General features: G+C 41.9%; 22 protein-coding genes. 16 read left to right on the top strand and 6 right to left on the bottom strand.

Features of this window, described 5'->3' with window-relative positions:
- Position 1: 1 nt before the first annotated feature.
- The 5 genes from mutL to hfq all read left to right on the top strand — a co-directional run bounded on the left by mutL (position 2) and on the right by hfq (position 5,893).
- Positions 2-1,816 carry a DNA mismatch repair endonuclease MutL gene (gene mutL / locus AC25Y5_RS04555; protein ID WP_488139554.1) on the top strand — a complete coding sequence of 605 codons (1,815 nt, stop codon included), beginning with the start codon at positions 2-4 and terminating at the stop codon, positions 1,814-1,816.
- 25 nt (positions 1,817-1,841) lie between these two features.
- Positions 1,842-3,335, top strand: coding sequence for a glycerol kinase GlpK (glpK, locus tag AC25Y5_RS04550; RefSeq protein ID WP_488139309.1), 1,494 nt, complete (start codon positions 1,842-1,844; stop codon positions 3,333-3,335).
- A 418-nt stretch (positions 3,336-3,753) separates the two neighbouring features.
- The gene (locus AC25Y5_RS04545) at positions 3,754-4,680 is read left to right on the top strand and encodes an alpha/beta fold hydrolase (RefSeq protein WP_488139308.1); all 927 of its coding nucleotides are present in this window, start codon (positions 3,754-3,756) and stop codon (positions 4,678-4,680) included.
- A complete protein-coding gene (miaA, locus tag AC25Y5_RS04540; RefSeq protein WP_488139307.1) occupies positions 4,673-5,620 on the top strand; it encodes a tRNA (adenosine(37)-N6)-dimethylallyltransferase MiaA in 948 nt (315 codons plus the stop codon). Before AC25Y5_RS04545 ends, miaA begins: the two co-directional genes overlap by 8 nt.
- 45 nt (positions 5,621-5,665) lie before the next feature.
- Positions 5,666-5,893 (top strand): RNA chaperone Hfq, encoded by a 228-nt coding sequence (gene hfq, locus AC25Y5_RS04535; protein WP_482100516.1) that lies wholly within the window; start codon positions 5,666-5,668, stop codon positions 5,891-5,893.
- Positions 5,894-5,933: 40 nt separating this feature from the next.
- On the opposite strand, the gene AC25Y5_RS04530 is transcribed toward hfq, so the two are convergent.
- Positions 5,934-6,527 carry a trimeric intracellular cation channel family protein gene (locus AC25Y5_RS04530; RefSeq protein ID WP_488139306.1) on the bottom strand — a complete coding sequence of 198 codons (594 nt, stop codon included), beginning with the start codon at positions 6,525-6,527 and terminating at the stop codon, positions 5,934-5,936.
- A 140-nt stretch (positions 6,528-6,667) separates the two neighbouring features.
- On the opposite strand from AC25Y5_RS04530, the gene AC25Y5_RS04525 reads away from it, so the two are divergent.
- A complete protein-coding gene (locus tag AC25Y5_RS04525) occupies positions 6,668-7,930 on the top strand; it encodes a methionine gamma-lyase family protein (protein ID WP_488139305.1) in 1,263 nt (420 codons plus the stop codon).
- Between the two features lie 106 nt (positions 7,931-8,036).
- Here AC25Y5_RS04525 and lexA read toward each other — a convergent pair whose 3' ends face one another.
- Positions 8,037-8,657: a transcriptional repressor LexA gene (gene lexA / locus AC25Y5_RS04520; protein WP_482100518.1), complete on the bottom strand. Its 621-nt coding sequence runs from the start codon at positions 8,655-8,657 to the stop codon at positions 8,037-8,039.
- A gap of 202 nt (positions 8,658-8,859) precedes the next feature.
- On the opposite strand from lexA, the gene yneA reads away from it, so the two are divergent.
- The 6 genes from yneA to AC25Y5_RS04490 all read left to right on the top strand — a co-directional run bounded on the left by yneA (position 8,860) and on the right by AC25Y5_RS04490 (position 13,274).
- The gene (gene yneA, locus AC25Y5_RS04515; protein WP_488139304.1) at positions 8,860-9,174 is read left to right on the top strand and encodes a cell division suppressor protein YneA; all 315 of its coding nucleotides are present in this window, start codon (positions 8,860-8,862) and stop codon (positions 9,172-9,174) included.
- A complete protein-coding gene (locus tag AC25Y5_RS04510; RefSeq protein ID WP_488139303.1) occupies positions 9,167-9,829 on the top strand; it encodes a YneB family resolvase-like protein in 663 nt (220 codons plus the stop codon). Before yneA ends, AC25Y5_RS04510 begins: the two co-directional genes overlap by 8 nt.
- Before the next feature lie 64 nt (positions 9,830-9,893).
- Positions 9,894-10,127 (top strand): DUF896 domain-containing protein, encoded by a 234-nt coding sequence (locus AC25Y5_RS04505; protein WP_482100521.1) that lies wholly within the window; start codon positions 9,894-9,896, stop codon positions 10,125-10,127.
- A gap of 75 nt (positions 10,128-10,202) precedes the next feature.
- Positions 10,203-12,209 carry a transketolase gene (gene tkt / locus AC25Y5_RS04500; RefSeq protein WP_488139302.1) on the top strand — a complete coding sequence of 669 codons (2,007 nt, stop codon included), beginning with the start codon at positions 10,203-10,205 and terminating at the stop codon, positions 12,207-12,209.
- Positions 12,210-12,389: 180 nt separating this feature from the next.
- Positions 12,390-12,839, top strand: coding sequence for a sporulation inhibitor of replication protein SirA (gene sirA / locus AC25Y5_RS04495; protein WP_488139301.1), 450 nt, complete (start codon positions 12,390-12,392; stop codon positions 12,837-12,839).
- A gap of 180 nt (positions 12,840-13,019) precedes the next feature.
- Complete coding sequence (locus AC25Y5_RS04490; protein ID WP_482100524.1) at positions 13,020-13,274, top strand: YneF family protein; 255 nt, start codon at positions 13,020-13,022, stop codon at positions 13,272-13,274.
- A gap of 161 nt (positions 13,275-13,435) precedes the next feature.
- On the opposite strand, the gene AC25Y5_RS04485 is transcribed toward AC25Y5_RS04490, so the two are convergent.
- Together AC25Y5_RS04485 and AC25Y5_RS04480 are read right to left on the bottom strand one after the other, a co-directional pair.
- Positions 13,436-14,362 (bottom strand): alpha/beta hydrolase, encoded by a 927-nt coding sequence (locus AC25Y5_RS04485; RefSeq protein WP_482103984.1) that lies wholly within the window; start codon positions 14,360-14,362, stop codon positions 13,436-13,438.
- 15 nt (positions 14,363-14,377) lie between these two features.
- On the bottom strand, positions 14,378-15,280 hold the full coding sequence (locus AC25Y5_RS04480; protein ID WP_488139300.1) for a hydroxymethylglutaryl-CoA lyase: 903 nt from the start codon (positions 15,278-15,280) through the stop codon (positions 14,378-14,380).
- A 77-nt stretch (positions 15,281-15,357) separates the two neighbouring features.
- Between AC25Y5_RS04480 and AC25Y5_RS04475 the strand changes: the two genes are divergently transcribed.
- Together AC25Y5_RS04475 and AC25Y5_RS04470 are read left to right on the top strand one after the other, a co-directional pair.
- Complete coding sequence (locus AC25Y5_RS04475) at positions 15,358-16,542, top strand: acetyl-CoA C-acetyltransferase (protein ID WP_488139299.1); 1,185 nt, start codon at positions 15,358-15,360, stop codon at positions 16,540-16,542.
- A gap of 19 nt (positions 16,543-16,561) precedes the next feature.
- Complete coding sequence (locus tag AC25Y5_RS04470; RefSeq protein WP_482100528.1) at positions 16,562-16,813, top strand: DUF3886 domain-containing protein; 252 nt, start codon at positions 16,562-16,564, stop codon at positions 16,811-16,813.
- A 127-nt stretch (positions 16,814-16,940) separates the two neighbouring features.
- Here AC25Y5_RS04470 and AC25Y5_RS04465 read toward each other — a convergent pair whose 3' ends face one another.
- Together AC25Y5_RS04465 and AC25Y5_RS04460 are read right to left on the bottom strand one after the other, a co-directional pair.
- Entirely contained in the window at positions 16,941-17,213 is a 273-nt protein-coding gene (locus AC25Y5_RS04465; RefSeq protein WP_488139298.1) for an alpha/beta-type small acid-soluble spore protein, read from the bottom strand.
- A gap of 265 nt (positions 17,214-17,478) precedes the next feature.
- Positions 17,479-17,799, bottom strand: coding sequence for a cupin domain-containing protein (locus tag AC25Y5_RS04460; RefSeq protein WP_488139297.1), 321 nt, complete (start codon positions 17,797-17,799; stop codon positions 17,479-17,481).
- 310 nt (positions 17,800-18,109) lie between these two features.
- On the opposite strand from AC25Y5_RS04460, the gene AC25Y5_RS04455 reads away from it, so the two are divergent.
- Both AC25Y5_RS04455 and AC25Y5_RS04450 read left to right on the top strand, forming a co-directional pair.
- Positions 18,110-19,489: a M20/M25/M40 family metallo-hydrolase gene (locus AC25Y5_RS04455; protein ID WP_488139296.1), complete on the top strand. Its 1,380-nt coding sequence runs from the start codon at positions 18,110-18,112 to the stop codon at positions 19,487-19,489.
- The gene (locus AC25Y5_RS04450) at positions 19,486-20,892 is read left to right on the top strand and encodes a YfcC family protein (protein WP_488139295.1); all 1,407 of its coding nucleotides are present in this window, start codon (positions 19,486-19,488) and stop codon (positions 20,890-20,892) included. Before AC25Y5_RS04455 ends, AC25Y5_RS04450 begins: the two co-directional genes overlap by 4 nt.
- Positions 20,893-21,163 lie beyond the last annotated feature (271 nt).

The following is a 21,163-nucleotide window of genomic DNA, read 5'->3' as shown; positions in this document are numbered from 1 at the left end:
GATAGATATCATCAAAGTGATGGACGATACACTGTCCAATAAAATCGCTGCGGGCGAAGTCGTCGAACGACCTGCATCTATCGTAAAAGAGCTAGTTGAAAATGCGATTGATGCAAAAAGCACGGTGATTGAAATTGCACTCGAAGAAGCAGGCTTGTTGAACATTCGTGTGACCGATAATGGCAATGGAATGTCAAGACTTGATGCTGTTCAGGCATTTGAGCGGCACGCAACAAGCAAGATTACGACGGATCATGATTTGTTCCGAATCCGGACACTCGGTTTCCGCGGGGAAGCACTTGCGAGTATTGCATCGGTGTCTAAGATAATGATGTGGACTTCTGACGGTGAAACGGAAGGCACAGAAGTGCAAATTGATGGCGGTAGACTCGTCAAACATGACTTTGCAGCGTTTCGAAAAGGGACAGATATTACTGTTTCCCAGTTATTTTTCAATACGCCTGCACGCCTTAAATACATGAAAACGATTCAGACGGAACTAGGACATACCATTGACCTGGTCAATCGTCTCGCGCTCAGTCATCCCGCAATCGCTTTCAAATTGACGCATTACACCCAAGTGTTATTGCAAACAGCGGGAAGCAATGATCAGCATCGGGTTCTATCTGATATATATGGTATGGCTGTCGCTCGTAAAATGGTGCCCTTTGAAGGCGAGAATGCGGATTACAAAGTTTCTGGTTTTATAACATTACCGGAAATGACACGTGCTTCAAGAAACTATATGACTATAGTTGTTAATGGCAGATGGGTAAAAAGCCAAGCGATCAATCATACGGTACTAGATGCGCTTCACACCTATTTGCCAATCGGACGATCCCCAATCGCAGTTATCAATGTTGAAGGGGATCCCTACTTGACTGATGTCAATGTGCATCCTTCCAAACAACATATACGCATGAGTAAAGAAGGCGAGTTGCTCGTGATTATTAAAGAAGCCATTCAGAAGGCCATTCGAAAAAACACAATTGTCCCGGATGCCATTAAAAAAGAACCGGCTAAAAAAATTCAATCAGAGCAAGTAAATATGTGGAATGAATTCAGAACCGAACGACCTAAACCAGTCACCGAACCATCGATGACTCCACTCGAAAAACCAGCGTATCAGCCTTATTTATCACAAGAAGTAGAAGCTGAGAACCAAGTACCTTGGACGGTCAATGAACCATCACATGTACAAGACGATGTAGCACAACCTGAACAAGATAAAAACTTTCCGGCACTCGTTCCCGTTGGTCAAGTCCATGGAACGTATATCGTTGCACAAAATGAAGATGGTTTCTTCATGATTGACCAACATGCAGCACAAGAACGAATAAAATATGAGTTTTTCCGCGACAAATTAAGTAAAACCGATAATGGCGAAAGACAAATGTTACTTATCCCGCTCATATTTCATTACGCAGCGGATGATAAAACAAAAATAGAAGAAAATATCACCCTTTTGCAAGACGTCGGCATTTTTCTAGAAGAGTTTGGACCGTCTTCTTATGCAGTAAAAGAATATCCCTCTTGGTTCCCGGCAGGAGAAGAGTCCATCATCATAGAAGATATAATTGAGCAAGTACTGAATACACGAATAATCGATATCGGAAAACTGCGTGAAGATGCGGCCATAATGATGAGTTGTAAACGTTCCATCAAAGCAAACCACCACTTAACACTCGCTGATATGGAGAGGCTTCTGAATGATTTAGGGAACGTCGAAAATCCGTTCACTTGTCCACACGGCAGACCTGTACTCATTCATTTCACGACGTATGAAATTGAAAAAATGTTTAAACGAGTCATGTAAATTGAATGTGGAGGAGGGAAGGTAAATGGAGAAGTATGTACTCGCAATTGATCAGGGCACTACCAGTTCACGGGCAATACTTTTTGACAAGCAAGGAGAAATCGTCCATTCCTCACAACGAGAATTCAAACAAATTTTTCCGAAACCAGGCTGGGTTGAGCACAATGCCAGCGGAATCTGGGGATCCGTCCTATCTGTAATCGCATCGGTATTGACGGAAAGTGGTAAACAGCCTGAAGACATTGACAGCATCGGGATTACGAACCAAAGGGAAACAACCGTCGTTTGGGATAAAAAGACGGGACAGCCTGTGTACAACGCAATCGTTTGGCAGTCAAGACAGTCGCAGGGAATTGTTGATGCGTTAAAAGAAGCGGGTCATGAAAAAACAATCCAACATAAAACAGGCTTGAAATTAGATCCTTACTTTTCAGCGTCAAAAGTGAAATGGATTCTAGACAATGTAGATGGTACACGTGCCCGGGCTGAAAAAGGAGAATTATTGTTCGGGACAATCGATTCTTTTCTCATCTGGAAGTTATCTGACGGGGCAGTCCATGTAACGGATTATTCCAACGCATCCAGGACGATGCTCTATAATATTGCCGAACTACAATGGGATAGTGAATTATGTGACCTTCTCGAAATACCTGAATCGATGCTCCCTGCAGTCCGTTCCTCTTCAGAAATTTACACCAAAACAGCCAAGTCAGTCTTTTTTGGTGCTGAAATCCCGATTGCAGGCGCTGCGGGTGACCAGCAATGTGCTCTTTTCGGGCAGGCCTGTTTCCATAAAGGGATGGCTAAAAATACGTATGGTACAGGTTGTTTCATGCTCCTCAATACGGGCGACGAAATGGTGCGGTCAGACAATGGTCTGTTAACAACGATTGCCTGGGGGCTAGATGGCAAAGTAACCTATGCGCTTGAAGGCAGTGTGTTCGTCGCTGGTTCTGCAATTCAATGGCTTAGGGACGGACTGCGGATGTTTAAAAAGGCATCGGATACGGAAGCGTATGCAACACGTATAGCATCCTCTGACGGGGTCTATGTCGTTCCTGCTTTTGTCGGACTTGGAACCCCCTATTGGGATTCTGATGCGCGGGGTGCCGTCTTCGGTTTGACGCGCGGTACAGAAAAAGAACATTTCATCCGAGCAACTGTGGAATCACTTGCTTATCAGTCTAAAGATGTCTTGCTCACGATGGAAAAGGACGCCGGCATGGATATTGGTATATTAAGAGTGGATGGTGGCGGTGTGGCAAATGCATTTCTAATGCAATTCCAGAGTGATTTGCTGCAAGCGGATGTCGAACTTTCAAAATATCAAGAAACAACAGCGCTTGGTGCCGCTTATCTAGCGGGAATCGCAACAGGCTTTTTCGGTACACTCGAAGATGTCGAATCGTTATGGACAAAAGAAAAGACGTATTCACCTTCAATGGAAACTGAAGAACGGGATCAGCTGTACAGGGGTTGGAAAAAAGCTGTAGAGGCTACACGTATCTTTAAACTTTGATGGGGGAATTACCGGGGCAGGGGATTGCACTGGATGCAGTTATACGCGGTTTATCAGTCGCTCTATAGGTTGATGCAGGATTTTGTAGCAGGCACATCCAGTCGACCCACAAAGCTTGTACACGGTAGGTAAATTGTTTATAACAACTATGTGAGTCTGTAGCCGAAAAAGATCCTTGGGTTGATAGGTTGCGTGGAAAAGATGAACTTTCCAATATGAAGAGACTACGTTTGACGAAAGGTGTTCATATTGGTATAGATTGATTCTTTTTCTCACTCAACAGGCGGTATATTGTAGAAATGTTTTAAGAGACAGTTACAGTGGATATGGCGAAACTCCTTTCATACGGGTCAGCGCGAATGAGTACGCTATTTGAATGAACTGAACTGTCCACTTGCTGAAGCCAAAGTGAAGGAAGGTGTTCATCATTAAGGAATTGACAATTGAAATGACAGATGGTTTTCGGTTGAATACATGTATAGCGCAACCTACGGGTACGCCTGTCGGGCATATCCATTTACTTCATGGCATGTCGGAGCATATTGCCAGATATGAAGAGTTTGCAAATTATTTAACGGGTAGAGGATACATCGTTACGGGGCATGACCATCGAGGGCACGGAAAAACCGCTACCATGAATGGGGTAAAAGGTTATTTTGCAGATGTATTTGGATTTGACCGTGTTGTGCAGGATACATACGAGATTATTTCCGCTTTTCGGTCACAATATCCTTCACCTCGTTTCATTCTATTTGGTCATAGCATGGGGTCGTTTGTTGCAAGAAGATATGTTCAGCTGTATGGCAGTGAAATAGACATGGCCATATTTTCAGGGACAGGTGGAGACCCAGGTGCAAGCCGTCTTGCGGGCCTGGGGGTTGCTTATTTGCATGGCAAGAAAAATGGTTTTGACCAACAAAATCACTTCCTGAACAAACTGGTTTTCGGAGGATTCAATAAATCAGTTGACCAACCAAAAACTCCTTTTGATTGGTTATCTAGAGATTCTGAAGCTGTTGCGAAGTACATTGTAGATCCTCAATGCGGAGTTGTCCCAACAACACAATTTTTCATAGATTTATTCAAAGGACTTGGAGAGATTAATGACTCAGATGAAATAAATAAAATCCCGAAACAACTTCCAGTCTTCCTCTTTTCAGGAAATGAAGATCCCGTGGGGAACAATGGAAAAGGCGTTTTGGAAGTAGCGAAGCGCTACGAAAAAGCAGGTATGGAAGACCTGACTCTTATGTTATTTGAAGGCGGCAGACACGAAATGCTTCATGAAACAAATCGACAACATGTATTCAAAGCGGTCGGAGATTGGATTGAGAAAAATGAATAAGTATCCTGAAGTAATCGCAATTGTAGGCCCTACAGCGTCAGGAAAGACGGCTCTCAGTGTTCGTTTGGCCAAAGCCATTGGGGGAGAAATTATTAACGGTGATTCAATGCAAGTTTACAAGGGACTGGATATCGGAACTGCTAAAATCACAGTTGAAGAAATGGAAGGCGTTCCCCATCATTTATTCGATGTGTTAGAGCCAGACGAACCTTTTTCTGTTGCAGAATATCAAACACAAGTCCGAAAGTGGATAAAAAATATAACCGACCGAGGAAAAATACCGATTATCGCGGGGGGTACAGGATTATACATTCAATCGGTTCTTTTCGATTTTCGGTTTACAGAAGAAGCTGCGGATTTAGAAGTAAGGAAACGTCTCGAGCAGGAACTGGCCGAAGAAGGTGGTCAGTTGCTTTATGAAAAACTTGTAGGATTGGATCCGGCTACTGCGGGAAAAATTCATCCAAATAATCACCGCAGGCTTGTCAGAGCACTGGAAATTATCGAAGTGACTGGCAAGACAAAAGGGGATCATGAAGAAGGGGTAGGGCACGCTTCTCTTTATGAACATTTGATTGTCGGCCTTGAAATGGACCGTGACGTGCTGTATGACCGTATTAATCAGCGTGTAGACATAATGATGGCAAAAGGCCTAACCGAAGAAGCTACTAGATTATGGCATGAAGGCATTCGTGGAACACAATCGGTGCAGGCAATCGGCTATAAGGAAATCCATCAATACATTGAAGACAAGCACTCTTTGGATGAAGCCATTGAAATGATTAAGAAAAATACACGCAATTACGCAAAACGGCAAATGACGTATTTCCGCAACAAACTGGACATAGCTTGGTTTGACGCAAGTATAGATAAAAATGAGATTGTTAAGGAAATTTTGACAATCATGAAGGATTTAAATCATCCAAGTCGAATTAGTTAAAGTAGGCAGTAGAAATATAGTTATGACAACTGGAGGACTCGACGTATGAAACAGGTTAATATGCAAGAAACTTTTTTAAACTCGTTACGAAAGAATAATACATTTGTAACGGTATTTTTACTGAATGGATTTCAGTTGAAAGGACTTATAAAATCGTATGATAATTATACCGTTCTACTAGAATCAGACGGGAAACAACAACTCATTTACAAGCATGCGATTTCCACATATGTCCCATCGAAACCTGTTATTTTAAAAGAAGAGCTTGAGTGAAAAAAGGCGGAAATGGATGCTTCAATCCATTTCCGCCTTTTTAGGATAATTTACGAATTGGTAGTTTCCATTGGAAGATGAGCGATAAAATACGCAGTCCCGCGGTTACCACAAGTAATGCATAAAGGGCTATGTCATACTCATACAGACCAAGACCGACTGCAAGACCCGCGCCCACAGCCCATACAGCATAGAAGTCCCGTTTAAAGACAAGTGGCTTCCGACCAGCCAACAGGTCACGGATGACACCGCCGCCAGCTCCTGTAAGAACAGCTGCCACTATAATTGCATAGAGCGACATGTCCAATTGAACGGCAAGCATCGCACCTTGAATGGCGAACGTAGCCAACCCGATTGCATCAAAGTAATTTCCCCATTTGTTCCAATGAGCAAGAAGAAATCTTGAGAAAAAGAAAATAACGGTTATTAAAACAGTAGCAACAATAAAGAGGAATTCTTGATTCCATAAAACAGGTACGCCTATCAAAACATTACGAACAGCACCTCCGCCAAATGCGGTGACTATCCCCAAGATATAAACGCCAAAAATATCATATTCTTCTTCCATTGCAACAATTGCACCCGAAATGGCAAATGCCGCAGTACCGATCAAGCTAAAAACGTCCCAAGCCAATGTATTGCCTCCAATCAATAGACCCCTAAAATTCTAACAGGTATTCGTGATTTTTCAATGAACAGTTCTGTAAACATTGACCTCCGTGAACAGACTGATAAGATATATAGTGACTATTTAATGAGATGAGGAATACAATCATGGTGACTGAACAAGAAGATTTATTGCTTGAAGATGCTGAACGTATCGAAGGAAAACTTGCACCTTTTTTTAAAAGTGTTGAAAGAACTGCTTTTTATAATCAACGGAAAGTGCTGAACGCATTCCGCAAAAATAGAGTAAGCGATTTTCACTTGCATGGCACAACTGGTTATGGATATGATGATACAGGGCGTGACGTGTTGGAACAAGTCTATGCCGATGTATTCAAAACGGAGGACTGTCTCGTTCGCAACCAGATTATTTCAGGGACCCATGCAATTTCAATTAGTCTTTTTGGAATTCTTCGCCCAGGTGACGAATTGCTCTATATCACAGGAAAACCTTATGATACCTTGGAATCCATCGTATCAGGAAAAGGGAAAGATACTGGATCGCTTCTGGATTACGGCATTACATATAAACACATTGAGCTAAATGATGATGGAACGGTCAACTTTGAAGAAGTATCGAAAAATATCCATGCTAAAACAAAAATTATAGGAATCCAGCGCTCAAAAGGCTATTCAGATCGTCCATCCTTTATGGTGGATGAAATCGGTGAAATGATCCTTAAAGTAAAAGCCATCAATCCTGACCTGGTCGTCTTTGTCGACAACTGCTATGGTGAATTTGTCGAAGAGAAAGAGCCCACAGAAGTCGGTGCCGACCTGATGGCAGGGTCGCTCATTAAAAATCCAGGCGGCGGCATTGCAAGAACTGGTGGCTATATTGCCGGTCGTGCAGATCTTGTGGAGAAGTGTGCGTTTCGAATGACATCTCCTGGTCTTGGAGCGGAAGCTGGGGCGTCGCTTGATACTCTACGGGAGATGTACCAAGGATTTTTCCTGGCACCGCATGTTGTTAGCCAGGCAGTGAAAGGTGCGCTCTTCACGGCAGCGCTCCTCGAAAGTTTTGGACTCGAGACAACACCGCATTACACGCAAAAAAGAACCGATTTAATTCAGTCTGTATCTTTCAGAAATGCCAATCAAATGATCGCATTCTGCCAGTCAATTCAGCAGAACTCGCCCATCAATGCTCACTACGCACCTGAGCCCTCTTATATGCCGGGTTATACGGACGATGTTATCATGGCGGCGGGCACGTTCATCCAAGGGTCAAGCATAGAGCTTACGGCAGATGGTCCAATCAGACCTCCTTATACCGCATACGTTCAAGGGGGCCTCACATACGAGCATGTGAAAGTGGCTGTGTTGTCATCCATAGGAAGACTGGTTAAGGAAAATTTAATAGGGAAATAACAAAGAGCTATTCCTTCATAATAGAGGAATAGCTCTTTCGTATTTGTGAGAGTATTAGATAGTCTGGCATTGCAGATGAATATTACGCGAAATTCCATGTCTACCCTTAATGAATCGTACGATAAACGCCAACGACTTTACCAAGTATCGATACATTATCGAGAATAATTGGATCCATAGATTCATTTTCAGGTTGAAGACGGAAATAATTTTTTTCCTTGAAGAACCGCTTCACTGTCGCTTCATCATCTTCTGTCATTGCTACGACAATCTCACCATTATTAGCTGACTGTTGCTGTTTAACGATAACATAATCTCCATTAAGGATTCCTGCTTCAATCATACTATTCCCAACAATCTCAAGCATAAAGAGGTTGTCCTCCGAAGTGCCGTACGATTCAGGGAGAGGGAAGTACTCTTCAATGTTTTCAATGGCTGTAATCGGAAGACCTGCAGTAACTTTACCGACAAGAGGGACATGTAGAACTCCGGGTTTCATCGTTTCCAACCCTTCAGGATCCAGGACTTCGATTGCTCTAGGTTTAGTCGGGTCTCTTCTAATGAAGCCCTTGCTTTCTAAACGAGCTAGATGACCGTGAACAGTTGAACTTGAAGCTAGCCCCACAGCCTCCCCAATTTCCCTTACGGAAGGTGGATACCCTTTTTTCTTTACCTCTGATTTAATGAATGTCAAAATGTCTTCCTGTCTTTTTGAGATTTTCTTCACAACAATCACCCCTTAACTAAAATTCTTACAACAATCAAAAATCGTGAAAGTCTCACCGAAATTCGAGTTATTTCAATAGATTCATTATATCAGCCCACTATAGGAATGGCAAACACAAGTTCTAATAAGTGTTGACATCCAGTTTTGTATTTCCTATAATGAAAACAGTGATACGAACAAACATTCGCAAGGGGGAGAAATGATGACTTTCATTAAAAACAATGGTTATGGTATATTTATTGTTATTTTATGTTTAGGTTTTGCAATTATAGGAGTTGGTAAATATGAAACGAAGCAAGCTGAAGTCACAACAATTACAATTACTGAAGGGGACACGCTCTGGGGCCTTGCATTTCACCACTCGAAAAACATGTCGTCAGAGAAATGGATTAAAGAAGTGATGACTCTAAATAATCTGTCCTCTGCCACAATCAAGAAGGGAGAAGATTTGCTTTTGCCAACTATACAGACACATGAAGACGACAGTGTACAACTGGCCGGTGGTACTGATGAATGAGCCGCGAAAGAAGTGCGTCATTTATTGCCGAGTGAGCACAGAAAAAGAAACGCAGGAACTATCACTTACGAGGCAAGAAGAGGAACTTGAAGATTTGGCTAGTGAACTCAATTTAGAACTTGTCGCTACATTCGAGGACAAACATAGCGGTTACGACATTGACCGAGAAGGATTGCTTAGTATGCTGGATTACATCCGCGATGAAGAAGTAGATGCAGTACTGATACAAGATGAGACGAGGCTCGGACGTGGGAATGCTAGGATGGCTGTCTTGCACCTGTTGTTGAAAACAGACACAGCCGTTTTTTCACGCAATGATAGTGGGCCAATTGCACTTAATGAAATGGATACGATGTTACTTGAAATTTTGGCAGTAGTTGAAGAATATCAACGGAAAGTGCACAACGCCAAAATTAGACGGGGCATGAAACGTGCTGTCAGGGAGGGGTATCGTCCTGAACGCAATTTGAAAAACAGAGGAAACGTTGAAGGCCGAGAGCGTATCGAAGTGCCAATCAGTGAAATTGTCTCTTTGAGAGAAAAAGGGCTGACTTATGAAGAAATTACGGGCGTCTTGAAAGGGCTCGGTCACAACATCAGTAAAGCGACTGTCCATCGGCGCTTTAAAGAATATGAAACAGAGCAGGGAGTCTGATTTATTGCACTTTCTGTTTTTTTTGTATACGTTTGTATTTATAACGCAAAATGGAGGAAAAAATATGCTATCACCAGATAAAATCAAACGAATTAATGAACTCTCAAAGAAATCGAAGACAACAGGTCTATCTATCGAAGAAGCTAAAGAACAAACACAATTGCGGAAAGAATATCTTGAGACTTTCCGCTCATCGATGCGGGACACAATCGAGCATGTCAAAGTGCTTGATCCAGAAGGAAATGACGTGACACCCGACAAGGTGAAAAACGCACGTAACGGCAAATACCTAAATTGAACTTTGCAATCACCGCGCTGATTGTCTAAACTAGGATATGAAGATAAATAGACATCACGGGAAAGGATGTACACAATGACTCAACAGATTGACCAGCTAGCTATCAATACAATTCGTACACTCTCAATTGACGCAATCGAAAAAGCGAATTCCGGACATCCGGGATTACCGATGGGCGCAGCTCCAATGGCGTATACGCTATGGACAAAACATATGCATCATAACCCTTCAAACCCACAGTGGTTTAACCGCGACCGATTCGTACTATCAGCAGGACATGGATCGATGCTTCTATATAGCCTCCTTCATCTAGGTGGATACGGTCTCCCAATGGATGAAATCAAGAACTTCAGACAATGGAACTCCAAAACACCTGGACATCCTGAATATGGCCATACGGTAGGCGTTGAAGCTACGACAGGTCCGCTTGGACAAGGGATTGGTATGGCGGTTGGTATGGCAATGGCTGAAAAACACCTTGCTGCTACATACAATCAAACTGACTTTGATGTTGTGGATCATTACACGTACGCGCTTTGCGGCGACGGCGATCTCATGGAAGGTGTGGCGGGAGAAGCGATTTCACTAGCTGGACACCTGCAATTGAATAAATTAATTGTCCTATACGACAGCAATGATATTTCACTTGATGGTGAACTAGACATGTCATTCTCTGAAAATATCCGTAAACGCTTTGAATCATACGGATGGAATTACATCCGTGTTGAAGACGGCAACAACATAGGCCTTGTTTCAACAGCAATTGAAGAAGCTAAAGGCAAAGTTGGAGGCCCGACGATGATTGAAGTCAAAACAGTCATCGGTTATGGTTCACCGAACAGATCAGGAAAATCAGATGCACATGGTATGCCGCTGGGCGAAGATGAAATGAAATTAACAAAAGAATATTACAAATGGACATTTGAAGAAGACTTCCATGTTCCTGAAGGTGTCTATGAAACGTTCCAAGAGGCGGCAGAGAAATTAGGCGCGCAAAAAGAACAGGAATGGAACAAACTATTTACAGATTACGAAGCAAAGCATTCAGATCTCGCGAAGCAATTGAAAGATGCAATTGACCGTAAATTACCGGAAGGTTTCGAGAAGTCTTTGCCCGCCTATGAAGCCGGTTCTTCACACGCAACTCGTTCTGCTTCTGGTGAAGCAATAAATGCAATTGCCAAACAGCTTCCTTCGTTCTTTGGCGGAAGTGCAGACTTAGCAGGTTCGAACAAAACGACAATTAAAGGTGCAGGCGATTTCCTTCCATCTAATTATGGCGGACGTAATATCTGGTTTGGTGTTCGTGAATTTGCAATGGGAACAGCGCTTAACGGAATGGCTCTACATGGCGGGTTACAAGTATTCGGAGGTACTTTCTTCGTGTTCAGTGACTACGTGCGTCCAGCAATTAGATTATCATCACTGATGGGTGTACCAGTCACATATGTATTCACACACGACAGCGTAGCGGTTGGTGAAGATGGTCCGACGCATGAACCGGTCGAGCATTTGGCTTCCCTTCGTGCAATGCCTGGACTCTCTGTTATCCGTCCGGCAGATGCCAATGAAACAGCAGCTGCTTGGAACATTGCCGTATCGTCAAAAAATACGCCGACAGCACTTGTGTTGTCCCGTCAAAACTTGACTGTCCTTCCAAAATCGGCTGAACTAGCGATGGAAGGCGTAAAAAAGGGTGCGTATATCGTTTCACCAGCAACCAAAGATAAAGCAGATGCGATTTTAATTGCAACTGGTTCAGAAGTGAGTCTTGCAGTTTCTGCACAAGCGCAATTGTTGTCTGATGGAATAGACGTAGCGGTCGTTTCTATGCCTTCATGGGATCTGTTTGAGAAACAAGACGATGCATACAAACAAAGCGTATTGCCTAAGGATGTTAAAAAACGTCTTGGTATTGAGATGGGCGTATCACTTGGCTGGCATAAATATGTTGGTGACGAAGGGGCAATCATCGCTATTGATACATTTGGCGCAAGTGCACCGGGAGATACTGTCATCAAAGAATTTGGATTTACTGAAGAAAATGTAATAGCAACAGTTAAAATGTTAATCAGTAACTAATTGTAGTAAATGAAGCTGCACTGTTTGTCTGGAAAAAACCAGGCTGACAGTACAGCTTTTTTTTATTTGACGAAAGATTCAGTTATCCATATTTTACGACAGTAATAGTGTCGTTCCGTTCCGCAATGTGACACTTTTCTTGACTCAATCGATGTAATCTATTAGTAGGGGGTGGCGTTTTTGAGAGCATATGGAATTTATAAGGTAAAGGAGATGTACCAGCCATTCGTCATTGGACGCGAACGGTTATTATATGATCTTTTAAAAGAAGATGAGCAAGAGATTGAGTCTATGCCGGAAGTTCATTACTTATGTGACAGACTTGAAGCGGAAATGATTGATGAAGCAATTATCGCGAACCTTGGTAAAGGTTTTTCATCGATTGAAACGCGAGATGGGGAATATAAACTGACACACCCCGTCAAAGGCACCATACTAATTTCTTTATCCACTTACTCACTTAATGTTCTTTGTGACGGATCGCGCATGTTGGATTTGGACTTATTTGTAGCTTTGTCGGGTGCGGACGACCGTTTCTTTGCAGTCATGGACGGACATGGGGAGTGGGGATGGCTTAAACCAATTAAAACAACTGAATTTCGTCCATATGAAGAAAATGTATACCTATGAAAGAGTAGATATACATACCAATGGGGCTGCCTAAATATTCACTTAGGGGCCTTTTTTTTTGTCTGAAAACGAGAAAAATAAAATCTAATAGCTAGGTCCATTGCTATTCACTGCGGCTTTGTTGTATAATCCTTGATGGTAGAGTAAACTCGAATAATAGAGATAGAGGAGGTATAGCGGATGACTACTGTATGGTGGATTGTTTTGATCATCGTCGCGCTATTAGCAGGTTTGGCCCTCGGATTTTTCATTGCACGTCAATATATGATGAAATATTTGAAAGACAACCCGCCGATTAATGAAGACATGTTACGTATGATGATGATGCAAATGGGACAAAAACCTTCCCAGAAAAAAATTAATCAAATGATGATTCAAATGAACAAAGTAAGTGACAAGAAAGACAAAAAAGTTAAGAAAGAAACAAAAAAATAAAAAAGTACTTATCCATAGACTGTTTGTAAACTAAAAGGAGGCAATTCGTTCAATTTTGAACGAATCGCCTCTTTTTCTTAATCAATGAAGTGTATACCACGGGATTCACCTAAAATCATGTGCTTTTCCAGCGGTATCCTTAGACAAGTGAACTTTCCCTTTTAATCCGAAAAACCGAAACGGCTTAGAAATTCTTGCACTGTTTTTTCGTATTGAACTGGATTATCATTGAACGACTTGGCGTGCATGCCATTTTGAAACAATTTCAGCATTTTGTCGCCAGGTTTTGCCTCGTACAATTCCTGCGTCATATAGGGAAGGATGAAATCATCTTCCATACTGTGAATGAAAAGTACGGGTTTGGTGATGTTTTTCACGACTTCACGTGGAGATACCAGGTTTAGTGTATAGCCGTCACGCATTTTGAGAAAAATATTTGCAACCCGCAAAGCCATCGTCGATCGGATAGGTGTACTTTTTCGTAAAATATGGAGAATTTGTTCGGAGAAATCCGAAAATGGACAATCGACAATATGGAAATCAGTTTCGTCCTCATACGTACCCGCATACAATAATGTCGTAGCGGCTCCCATCGATTCGCCATGGATACCGAGCAAGGCCCTTTTACCAATCCGCTCACGTACGGCATGAACAATCGCTTGTAAATCAATCTTTTCATAATAACCGAAACTCGTCGTTTTTCCCCCTGAATCTCCATGCCGTCGATGATCGAATATGACCGAGTTGTAACCCAGTCGTTCAAAAAGACGGGCATACTTCATCGAATTAATTTTATTTTCAGTAACACCGTGGCAAATAATCACCGTTTTTGCTGTTTCAAGTGGCTTCAAAAAGATCGCTCTCAATAAATACCCGTTCGGTGATTCAATCCACATATTATCTTTACGCACTGTTTCATACCATCTCTCATCAAAGCGTTTCGCAATGATTTCACGTTCCAAAATAACATCGGAATCCTTCAACTTTAAAAACATTAGCTTATTCGTTGCGACAACCCCGAAAATGGTCAGTAAAGCCGTAAAAACACTGGAAATCACACCGGAGAGATAAAGAACGCGCCGTTTCAAACCACTCAACTCCTTCTACAATTGCCCGTTTTCGAACAATCTGTACATACCCGTGTCAATTGGCCGTGACACATGCGGCGCAATCACTCGGACTGCTTCACAAACCCTTTTCACATCGATACCCGTTTCGATACCTAGCGAATGTAACATATTCACTACATCTTCAGTCGCTACATTGCCTGTTGCACCTGGAGCGAATGGACAGCCGCCTAGGCCACCTGCAGAAGTATCAAACCGATCAATACCTGTTTGCAGCGCAGCAAAAATATTGGCAATCGCCATTTTGCGTGTGTCATGGAAATGAGCTGTCAACAACACGTCTGGAAATACTACTTTCAATGTCTTGAACAATAGGTAACTTTCACGGGGATTGGCTTTGCCGATTGTATCCGCGACACTCAATTCATCCGCACCCATCGCTACAAAACGTTTGCAAAGTGCAACAACATCTTCTATCTCTATCTTCCCTTCATACGGACAATAAAACGCGGTTGAAATACAAGCCCGGATAAAAATACCATCTTTTTTTAGTTTCGCAAAGACGGGCTGGAGTGCTTCGATGCTTTCATCCGTAGAACGGTTAATGTTTTTCATGTTAAAAGTATTGCTCACCCCAACGAACACGGCAATACTAGTAGCACCAGCTTCAATCGCAAGCTCGGCACCTTTGTCATTTGGCGCAAGAACGATTTGTCTACCGACTTTCTTCGACTTTTCTACAATTGTTTGTGCATCCGCCATTTGCGGCACCCATTTCGGTGAAACAAACGAAGTCAGCTCCATTTCTAGAATACCTGCCCCTTGTAAAGCTTCAATAAATGCTAGTTTGTCATGTTCATTGACAAGTTTTTTTTCATTTTGTAGCCCATCTCGAGGTCCAACCTCGATAATTGTAACAATCTTTGGTAAACTAAACATATCATCCCTCCTTTAGTATATTGTAATGAAGGGATGCATATACAGGCAACTTAAAAAGAGAATTGGGGGAAAAAGAAATGTCAAAAGAAGTCGTAATAGTCAGTGCAGTTCGTTCTGCAATCGGTTCGTTCCTTGGCTCGTTGAAAGATGTACCAGCAACAGAACTTGGGGCAACGGTCATAAAAGAGGCGTTAAAACGCGCTGGAGTGGCACCGGAGAGTGTTGACGAGGTAATCATGGGGAATGTATTACAAGCTGGGCTAGGACAAAATCCAGCTCGGCAAGCTGCTATGAAAGCTGGACTTCCAGAAGCGGTTTCTGCTCTGACAATTAACAAAGTATGCGGTTCTGGGTTAAAAGCTGTTCATCTTGCTCGCCAGGCAATCATTGCAGGGGATGCAGACATTATTGTTGCAGGCGGCATGGAAAATATGAGCCAAGCGCCATTCTTAATGAAAAACGGTCGTGAAGGCTTTAAAATGGGTGACCAGAAAATTATTGATAGTATGATTTCAGATGGACTATGGTGTGCATTCAACGATTACCATATGGGTGTGACGGCGGAAAACATTTGTGAACGTTATTCGATTACACGTGAAGAGCAAGATGAATTTTCAGCAAAATCACAACAAAAAGCGGCAGCCGCTATCGAAGCTGGGACTTTCTCAGAAGAAATCGTTGCGATTGAAATTCCGCAACGTAAAGGCGACCCTATTATTTTCAATCAAGATGAATACGTCAAAGCAGGCACGACTGCTGAGAAGCTAGGTAAACTTCGCCCGGCATTCAAAAAAGATGGTAGTGTAACAGCAGGAAATGCTTCAGGCATTAACGATGGTGCAGCAGCATTCGTTATCATGTCGAAAGAGAAAGCTGACGAGCTTGGCTTGACGCCGCTAGCGACAATTGTAGCGAATGGCAATGCAGGTGTTGATCCGTCAGTTATGGGTCTAGGACCAGTCGAGGCAGTTAAAAAAGCACTCAATAAAGCAGATATGGAACTATCCCAAATCGATTTGATTGAAGCGAATGAAGCTTTCGCGGCTCAAGCGATTGCAGTTGGAAGAGAACTTGAATTTGAAGAGTCCAAACTGAATGTCAATGGCGGCGCAATCGCACTTGGCCATCCAATCGGAGCGAGTGGAGCGCGTATCCTCGTGTCACTTCTGCACGAGATGAAACGTCGTGATGTGCAAACCGGTCTTGCTACATTGTGCATAGGCGGAGGACAAGGCGTCGCAACAATCGTTAAACGCGGGTGAACGAAGGCAGGTGAAACAAATGGCTAAAAAACGTAAACAAGCTGTACCACAGCCAAAAAAGAGAAACAATGAAGGATCGGTATTTTCCGATGCACTTGATGATGACATTCTTGAAAAATTAAAAGCGGCAAAAAAGGCTTTGTTAGCTACTGAAGAAACAAAAGAAGAAGAACGCCAAGAGCAATTGCGCATCGAACGGATAGAACGTGAGAAGAACAAAAGCTTTGGAGAACTTCTGAAAGAGTACGAAGAGGATGGTTTGAAGTCCTAATAACAAGCACCGGCCGCAATTTGGTCGGTGCTTTTCTATGTGCATGGTTTCTGGGTAGTCCAATAAACGCGTTAAATTATCCCACAAAAAAAACGCTGTCCCTTGCAGCTTGGGACAAGCGTTAGACTCATTTTTTTACCATTTGTTCTTGCGCCATCCTCACCATCTCTTTTACCATATTACCACCAATTGGTCCGCCGATTTTTCCTGCCTCTTCAGATGTCAATTTTCCGTTATAGCCTTTCGACAGAGGAATCCCTAGTTCATTTGCTATTTCATATTTCACGTTATTAGGCTCAGACGTATCGATGTCGTAGCCTTGAGCTTTCATGACATCTGCTTTTAGTCGATCCAACGCATCTCTTGCACTAGGAACTAAAATTCTATTTTTTCCTGCCATTTTATCTCCTCCTTCAAGTCGTAGTGTTCCCAGAATGGAGAAAATCACAACTGTTAAATGAAAAGAAAGCTAAAAAACAAATTTTCAAATGAGAGATTGGTGAAAAGAATTGTGTTTAACAACCATTGAACAATAAGTTAAAAAGCTAGCCAGACTGCAAACAGTCTGGCTAGCTTTTCTTGTGTCTGCACTAAGTAATGTGCATTCGCTTAATGAAAAAACTTCACTCTATATTCAGAGGAAAACGGATTCTGAAATTATCTCGTTATTCTTCCATTTTGTTTAAAATTACATAGATACTCGCTTTTTCGGTACCGGTATTCTTGAAAGCAATCAGCTTATTTCCATTACACTGAATGACTTCATCTTTCATGATCGCCATTTCTTGATCATCTATCGTGAATACACCATTTCCTTGAATCGCGAGCGCAGTTAAATTCATACCAGGATGCTTATGAGCAGGCATTTCTTGACCAGGAAAGAAGTTTAATACAAATGCGACACTGTCCGTTTTCGTAAAAATATTTTTCTTTGTAAATCGTTTTTCGTCAAACACTTGGTAATCTAATAGGGATTTTTTCTCCATATTGAATTCCTCCTAAGTAATCGCTTCTTACTAACATCATAAAGCAGTTGAAGGAAAATTCAATTAAGAAGGCTCTATTTCATATGCCAATCTTTGAGTTGAAAAGAAACTCCAACAATTAGATAATCTTTTTTTACTAATAATGACCATCCACCAAGTGGGAACATTGAGGTAGATACTTGTACACCTTGAAATTATCCGAAGATTTCAAGTAGTGGTTGATTTCTCTGCGTTAATGCTTTAGCATGATAGAGTGTCTTTATGTGAAAATCAAGACATTTTATTCATACATAGAAAGCAGTGAATCGCTATGCCCCTCACAAACATCCAAGAAATTATTACGAAAAATCAAGAAGCATACATAGAACAACTCTTTATCTTGTTACGTCAAAGAAGCATTAGCGCGCAAAATGATGGAATCATCGAGTGTGCAGAATTGCTAAAGAATATGATGGAGGAACTTGGAATTAAGACCGAAATCATGAAAACAGATGGCCATCCAGTTGTTTACGGGGAAATGATGAATGATGAAAACTTCTTCACATTACTTATTTATGGCCACTATGATGTGCAGCCTCCAGAGCCGATTGAAGAATGGCTGTCTCCTCCTTTCGAGCCTACGATTCGGAATGGAAGAATCTATTGCAGAGGCGCAGGGGATAACAAAGGACAGCTTATGGCGCAACTCCTTGGAGTTAAAACATATTTAACTAGTCTTAAAGATCTTCCTATTAATATAAAGTTTTTATTTGAAGGGGAGGAAGAAACGGGGAGCCCCCATTTGGCTTCCTTTGTCAAAGCGCATCGAGAACTTTTGAAGGCGGACCTTGTTTATACAGCGGATGGTTCTTCCCATAATAGTGGTGCTCCGCTAATATTATTGGGCGCAAGAGGTTCGCTCGACCTTGAACTGGTAGTAAATGAAGCGAAATGGGATAATCATTCGGGGAATATGGGGAATATTGTTCCAAACCCTGCTTGGAAGCTCGTCAACTTATTGACAACAATGTGTGATGAAGATGGACGAGTGTTAGTCGAAGGCTTTTATGAACATATCCTGCCACCTTCTACGCGCGAAAAAGAATTGCTTCAAAAATTGCCTTTTGACGCAGAAGATATTGGACAAAAAATAGGTTACCCTCATTTACAGATGGACGGCGAAACCTATTATCACAAATTAACGATGGAGCCAACATTTAATATTAACGGGTTACAAAGTGGCTATACGGGAGAAGGTATGAAGACGATTATTCCGGCTACTGCTACTGTGAAAATGGATGTGCGTCTCGTTATTGATCAGGATCCTATCGACATTTACAATAAAATTTGTCAGCATGTCCAAAAATATGACCCTGACATTGAAGTGAAACTTATAGCATCTATGGAACCGTCAAGAACTTCTGCGGATCTCGAGGTGGTTAAAGTTATTACAAACGCTGTTCATCTTGCATACCAACAAGAACCGCTCATTCAACCAAGCCTTGGCAGTTCACTTCCCGATTATGTATGGACCAAAATTTTAGAAGTCCCATCGATTATTATGCCTTATGCAAATTTCGATCAACGAAATCATTCTCCCAATGAAAATATAACTATCAATAACTTTTTAAGTGGGATTCATTGTACTTGTCATGTGATTCATGCACTTGGTGACTATGCACAAAGTCTTAGAAATGGGGTTTCTAAGTGAACAAGGAAAAGAGAACAATAAAATCCTATTTTAAAGTACCCCATGTATTTGCATTAATGTTTTTCATTGTTGTAGTTTCGGCAGTTCTGACTTACTTCATCCCGGCCGGCGAATTTGATCGTGTGGAAGACCCGGTAAGTGGACGAATGATTGTTCAAGAAGGCTCGTTCCATGAAGTTGAAAAGGCTCCAGTTAGCATTTTTGAAATTCCAAGTTTGATTATTACAGGATTAAATGCATCGAGTGGGATTATATTATTCATATTTGTAGTCGGCGGTTCGTTTAAGGTAATTACATCAACGGGTGCATTTGACGCAGTTATCAGATCCATCACCGCTAAATTGGGTAAGCGGGAAATACTGATTATCCCATTGTTGTTAACGCTATTTTCAATTTGCGGTGCGACAGTTGGTATGTCTATTGAGGCATTAGGAATGGTACCGCTCGTCGTTGCCCTTGCCAGATCTTTAAAGTACGACGCGTTAACCGGTATGGCCATTGTACTCGTCGGTTGCTTTTGCGGATTCATCGCCGGATTAATGAATCCATTTACGGTCGGCGTTGCGCAACAAATTGCCGGACTTCCCATCTATTCGGGCATGTGGTACCGAGCGATAATCTTAGTTGTACTTTTGATCGTTGCGAGTCTGTATATCGTTCGTTATGCAAAAAAGGTGAAGGCGGATCCCGCAAAAAGTTTGGTCTACGAACTGGAACAACAAGCAATAAGCGATCAGTCAGAACTTATGCAGTCCTCCACGTTTCAACTTAAACACTTTTTAGTCATTCTTACATTCATTTCGGGGATTGGTACACTCATATGGGGCGTCTCTACCAAGGGTTGGTATATCGAACAAATGGCTGCCCTTTTCCTAGCAATGGGAATTATTTCAGGGGTGTTTGCAAGATTCAATTCGAGTCGTATCGCTGAAGAATTTGTGGAAGGTGCTAAAGCTGTCACACTTGGTGCATTGATTGTTGGGGTTGCTCGGGCGATTCCAGCGGTATTGGAAGATGGTAATATCATTGACTCCTTAGTCTTTGGAATGTCCAATCTAATCATGTTCATGCCCGATTCTATTAAAGTGCTTAGTATCTATATTTTTCAGAACATCGTAAACTTTTTCATCAATTCAGGTTCCGGTCAAGCAGCGGTTACCATGCCAATTATGATTCCTTTAGGCGACTTAGTCGGAATCACAAGACAAACGACAGTCCTATCGTTTCATCTAGGTGATGGATTTACGAATTTAATCTTCCCGACTGGCTCAACGATGATGGCCTATCTCGCAACAACTGGTATCTCTTATGAAAAATGGGTTAAGTTTATATGGCCTTTAGTGCTTATCTTCATCTTTATCGGTGGCGTTTTCGTTATGATTGCGCAGGCAATTCAGTATTGAGGGTAGTGAGTTGAAAATTGGGCATTAGTGTTGTTTACAAAGAAAATGGTGCACTCAGAAGTTTGTTAGTTTTTTTAAAAAAGCATGGTCCTACTCGGATCATGCTTTTTGTTGCCTATTTAATCATGAATTGTACTTCATGCACAATGAATTCTAGTTCTTACTAGGAAACTTGAGCATTAGCATCCAATTGTTACGTGCAATAAATTGATATATGCTAAGATTAATCAAATGATTAACTATTCCGACGGTTTGGCGATTGGGATTTAAC

The sequence above is a fragment of the Sporosarcina sp. Y1011 genome (assembly GCF_057669885.1).
Note: the sequence above shows the minus strand (reverse complement) of the source record. Positions and strands in the feature narration are given on the sequence as shown.

Bases quoted from the DNA above. Each gene is read 5' to 3' on its own strand.
- AC25Y5_RS04470 (WP_482100528.1), top strand. From the start codon at position 16,562: ATGGCTAAAAAACGTAAACAAGCTGTACCACAGCCAAAAAAGAGAAAC.
- AC25Y5_RS04455 (WP_488139296.1), top strand. From the start codon at position 18,110: ATGCCCCTCACAAACATCCAAGAAATTATTACGAAAAATCAAGAAGCA.
- AC25Y5_RS04460 (WP_488139297.1), bottom strand. From the start codon at position 17,799: ATGGAGAAAAAATCCCTATTAGATTACCAAGTGTTTGACGAAAAACGA.
- yneA (WP_488139304.1), top strand. From the start codon at position 8,860: ATGACTTTCATTAAAAACAATGGTTATGGTATATTTATTGTTATTTTA.
- AC25Y5_RS04465 (WP_488139298.1), bottom strand. From the start codon at position 17,213: ATGGCAGGAAAAAATAGAATTTTAGTTCCTAGTGCAAGAGATGCGTTG.
- AC25Y5_RS04490 (WP_482100524.1), top strand. From the start codon at position 13,020: ATGACTACTGTATGGTGGATTGTTTTGATCATCGTCGCGCTATTAGCA.
- AC25Y5_RS04525 (WP_488139305.1), top strand. From the start codon at position 6,668: ATGGTGACTGAACAAGAAGATTTATTGCTTGAAGATGCTGAACGTATC.
- AC25Y5_RS04505 (WP_482100521.1), top strand. From the start codon at position 9,894: ATGCTATCACCAGATAAAATCAAACGAATTAATGAACTCTCAAAGAAA.
- AC25Y5_RS04475 (WP_488139299.1), top strand. From the start codon at position 15,358: ATGTCAAAAGAAGTCGTAATAGTCAGTGCAGTTCGTTCTGCAATCGGT.
- miaA (WP_488139307.1), top strand. From the start codon at position 4,673: ATGAATAAGTATCCTGAAGTAATCGCAATTGTAGGCCCTACAGCGTCA.
- AC25Y5_RS04510 (WP_488139303.1), top strand. From the start codon at position 9,167: ATGAATGAGCCGCGAAAGAAGTGCGTCATTTATTGCCGAGTGAGCACA.
- hfq (WP_482100516.1), top strand. From the start codon at position 5,666: ATGAAACAGGTTAATATGCAAGAAACTTTTTTAAACTCGTTACGAAAG.
- glpK (WP_488139309.1), top strand. From the start codon at position 1,842: ATGGAGAAGTATGTACTCGCAATTGATCAGGGCACTACCAGTTCACGG.
- AC25Y5_RS04480 (WP_488139300.1), bottom strand. From the start codon at position 15,280: ATGTTTAGTTTACCAAAGATTGTTACAATTATCGAGGTTGGACCTCGA.
- tkt (WP_488139302.1), top strand. From the start codon at position 10,203: ATGACTCAACAGATTGACCAGCTAGCTATCAATACAATTCGTACACTC.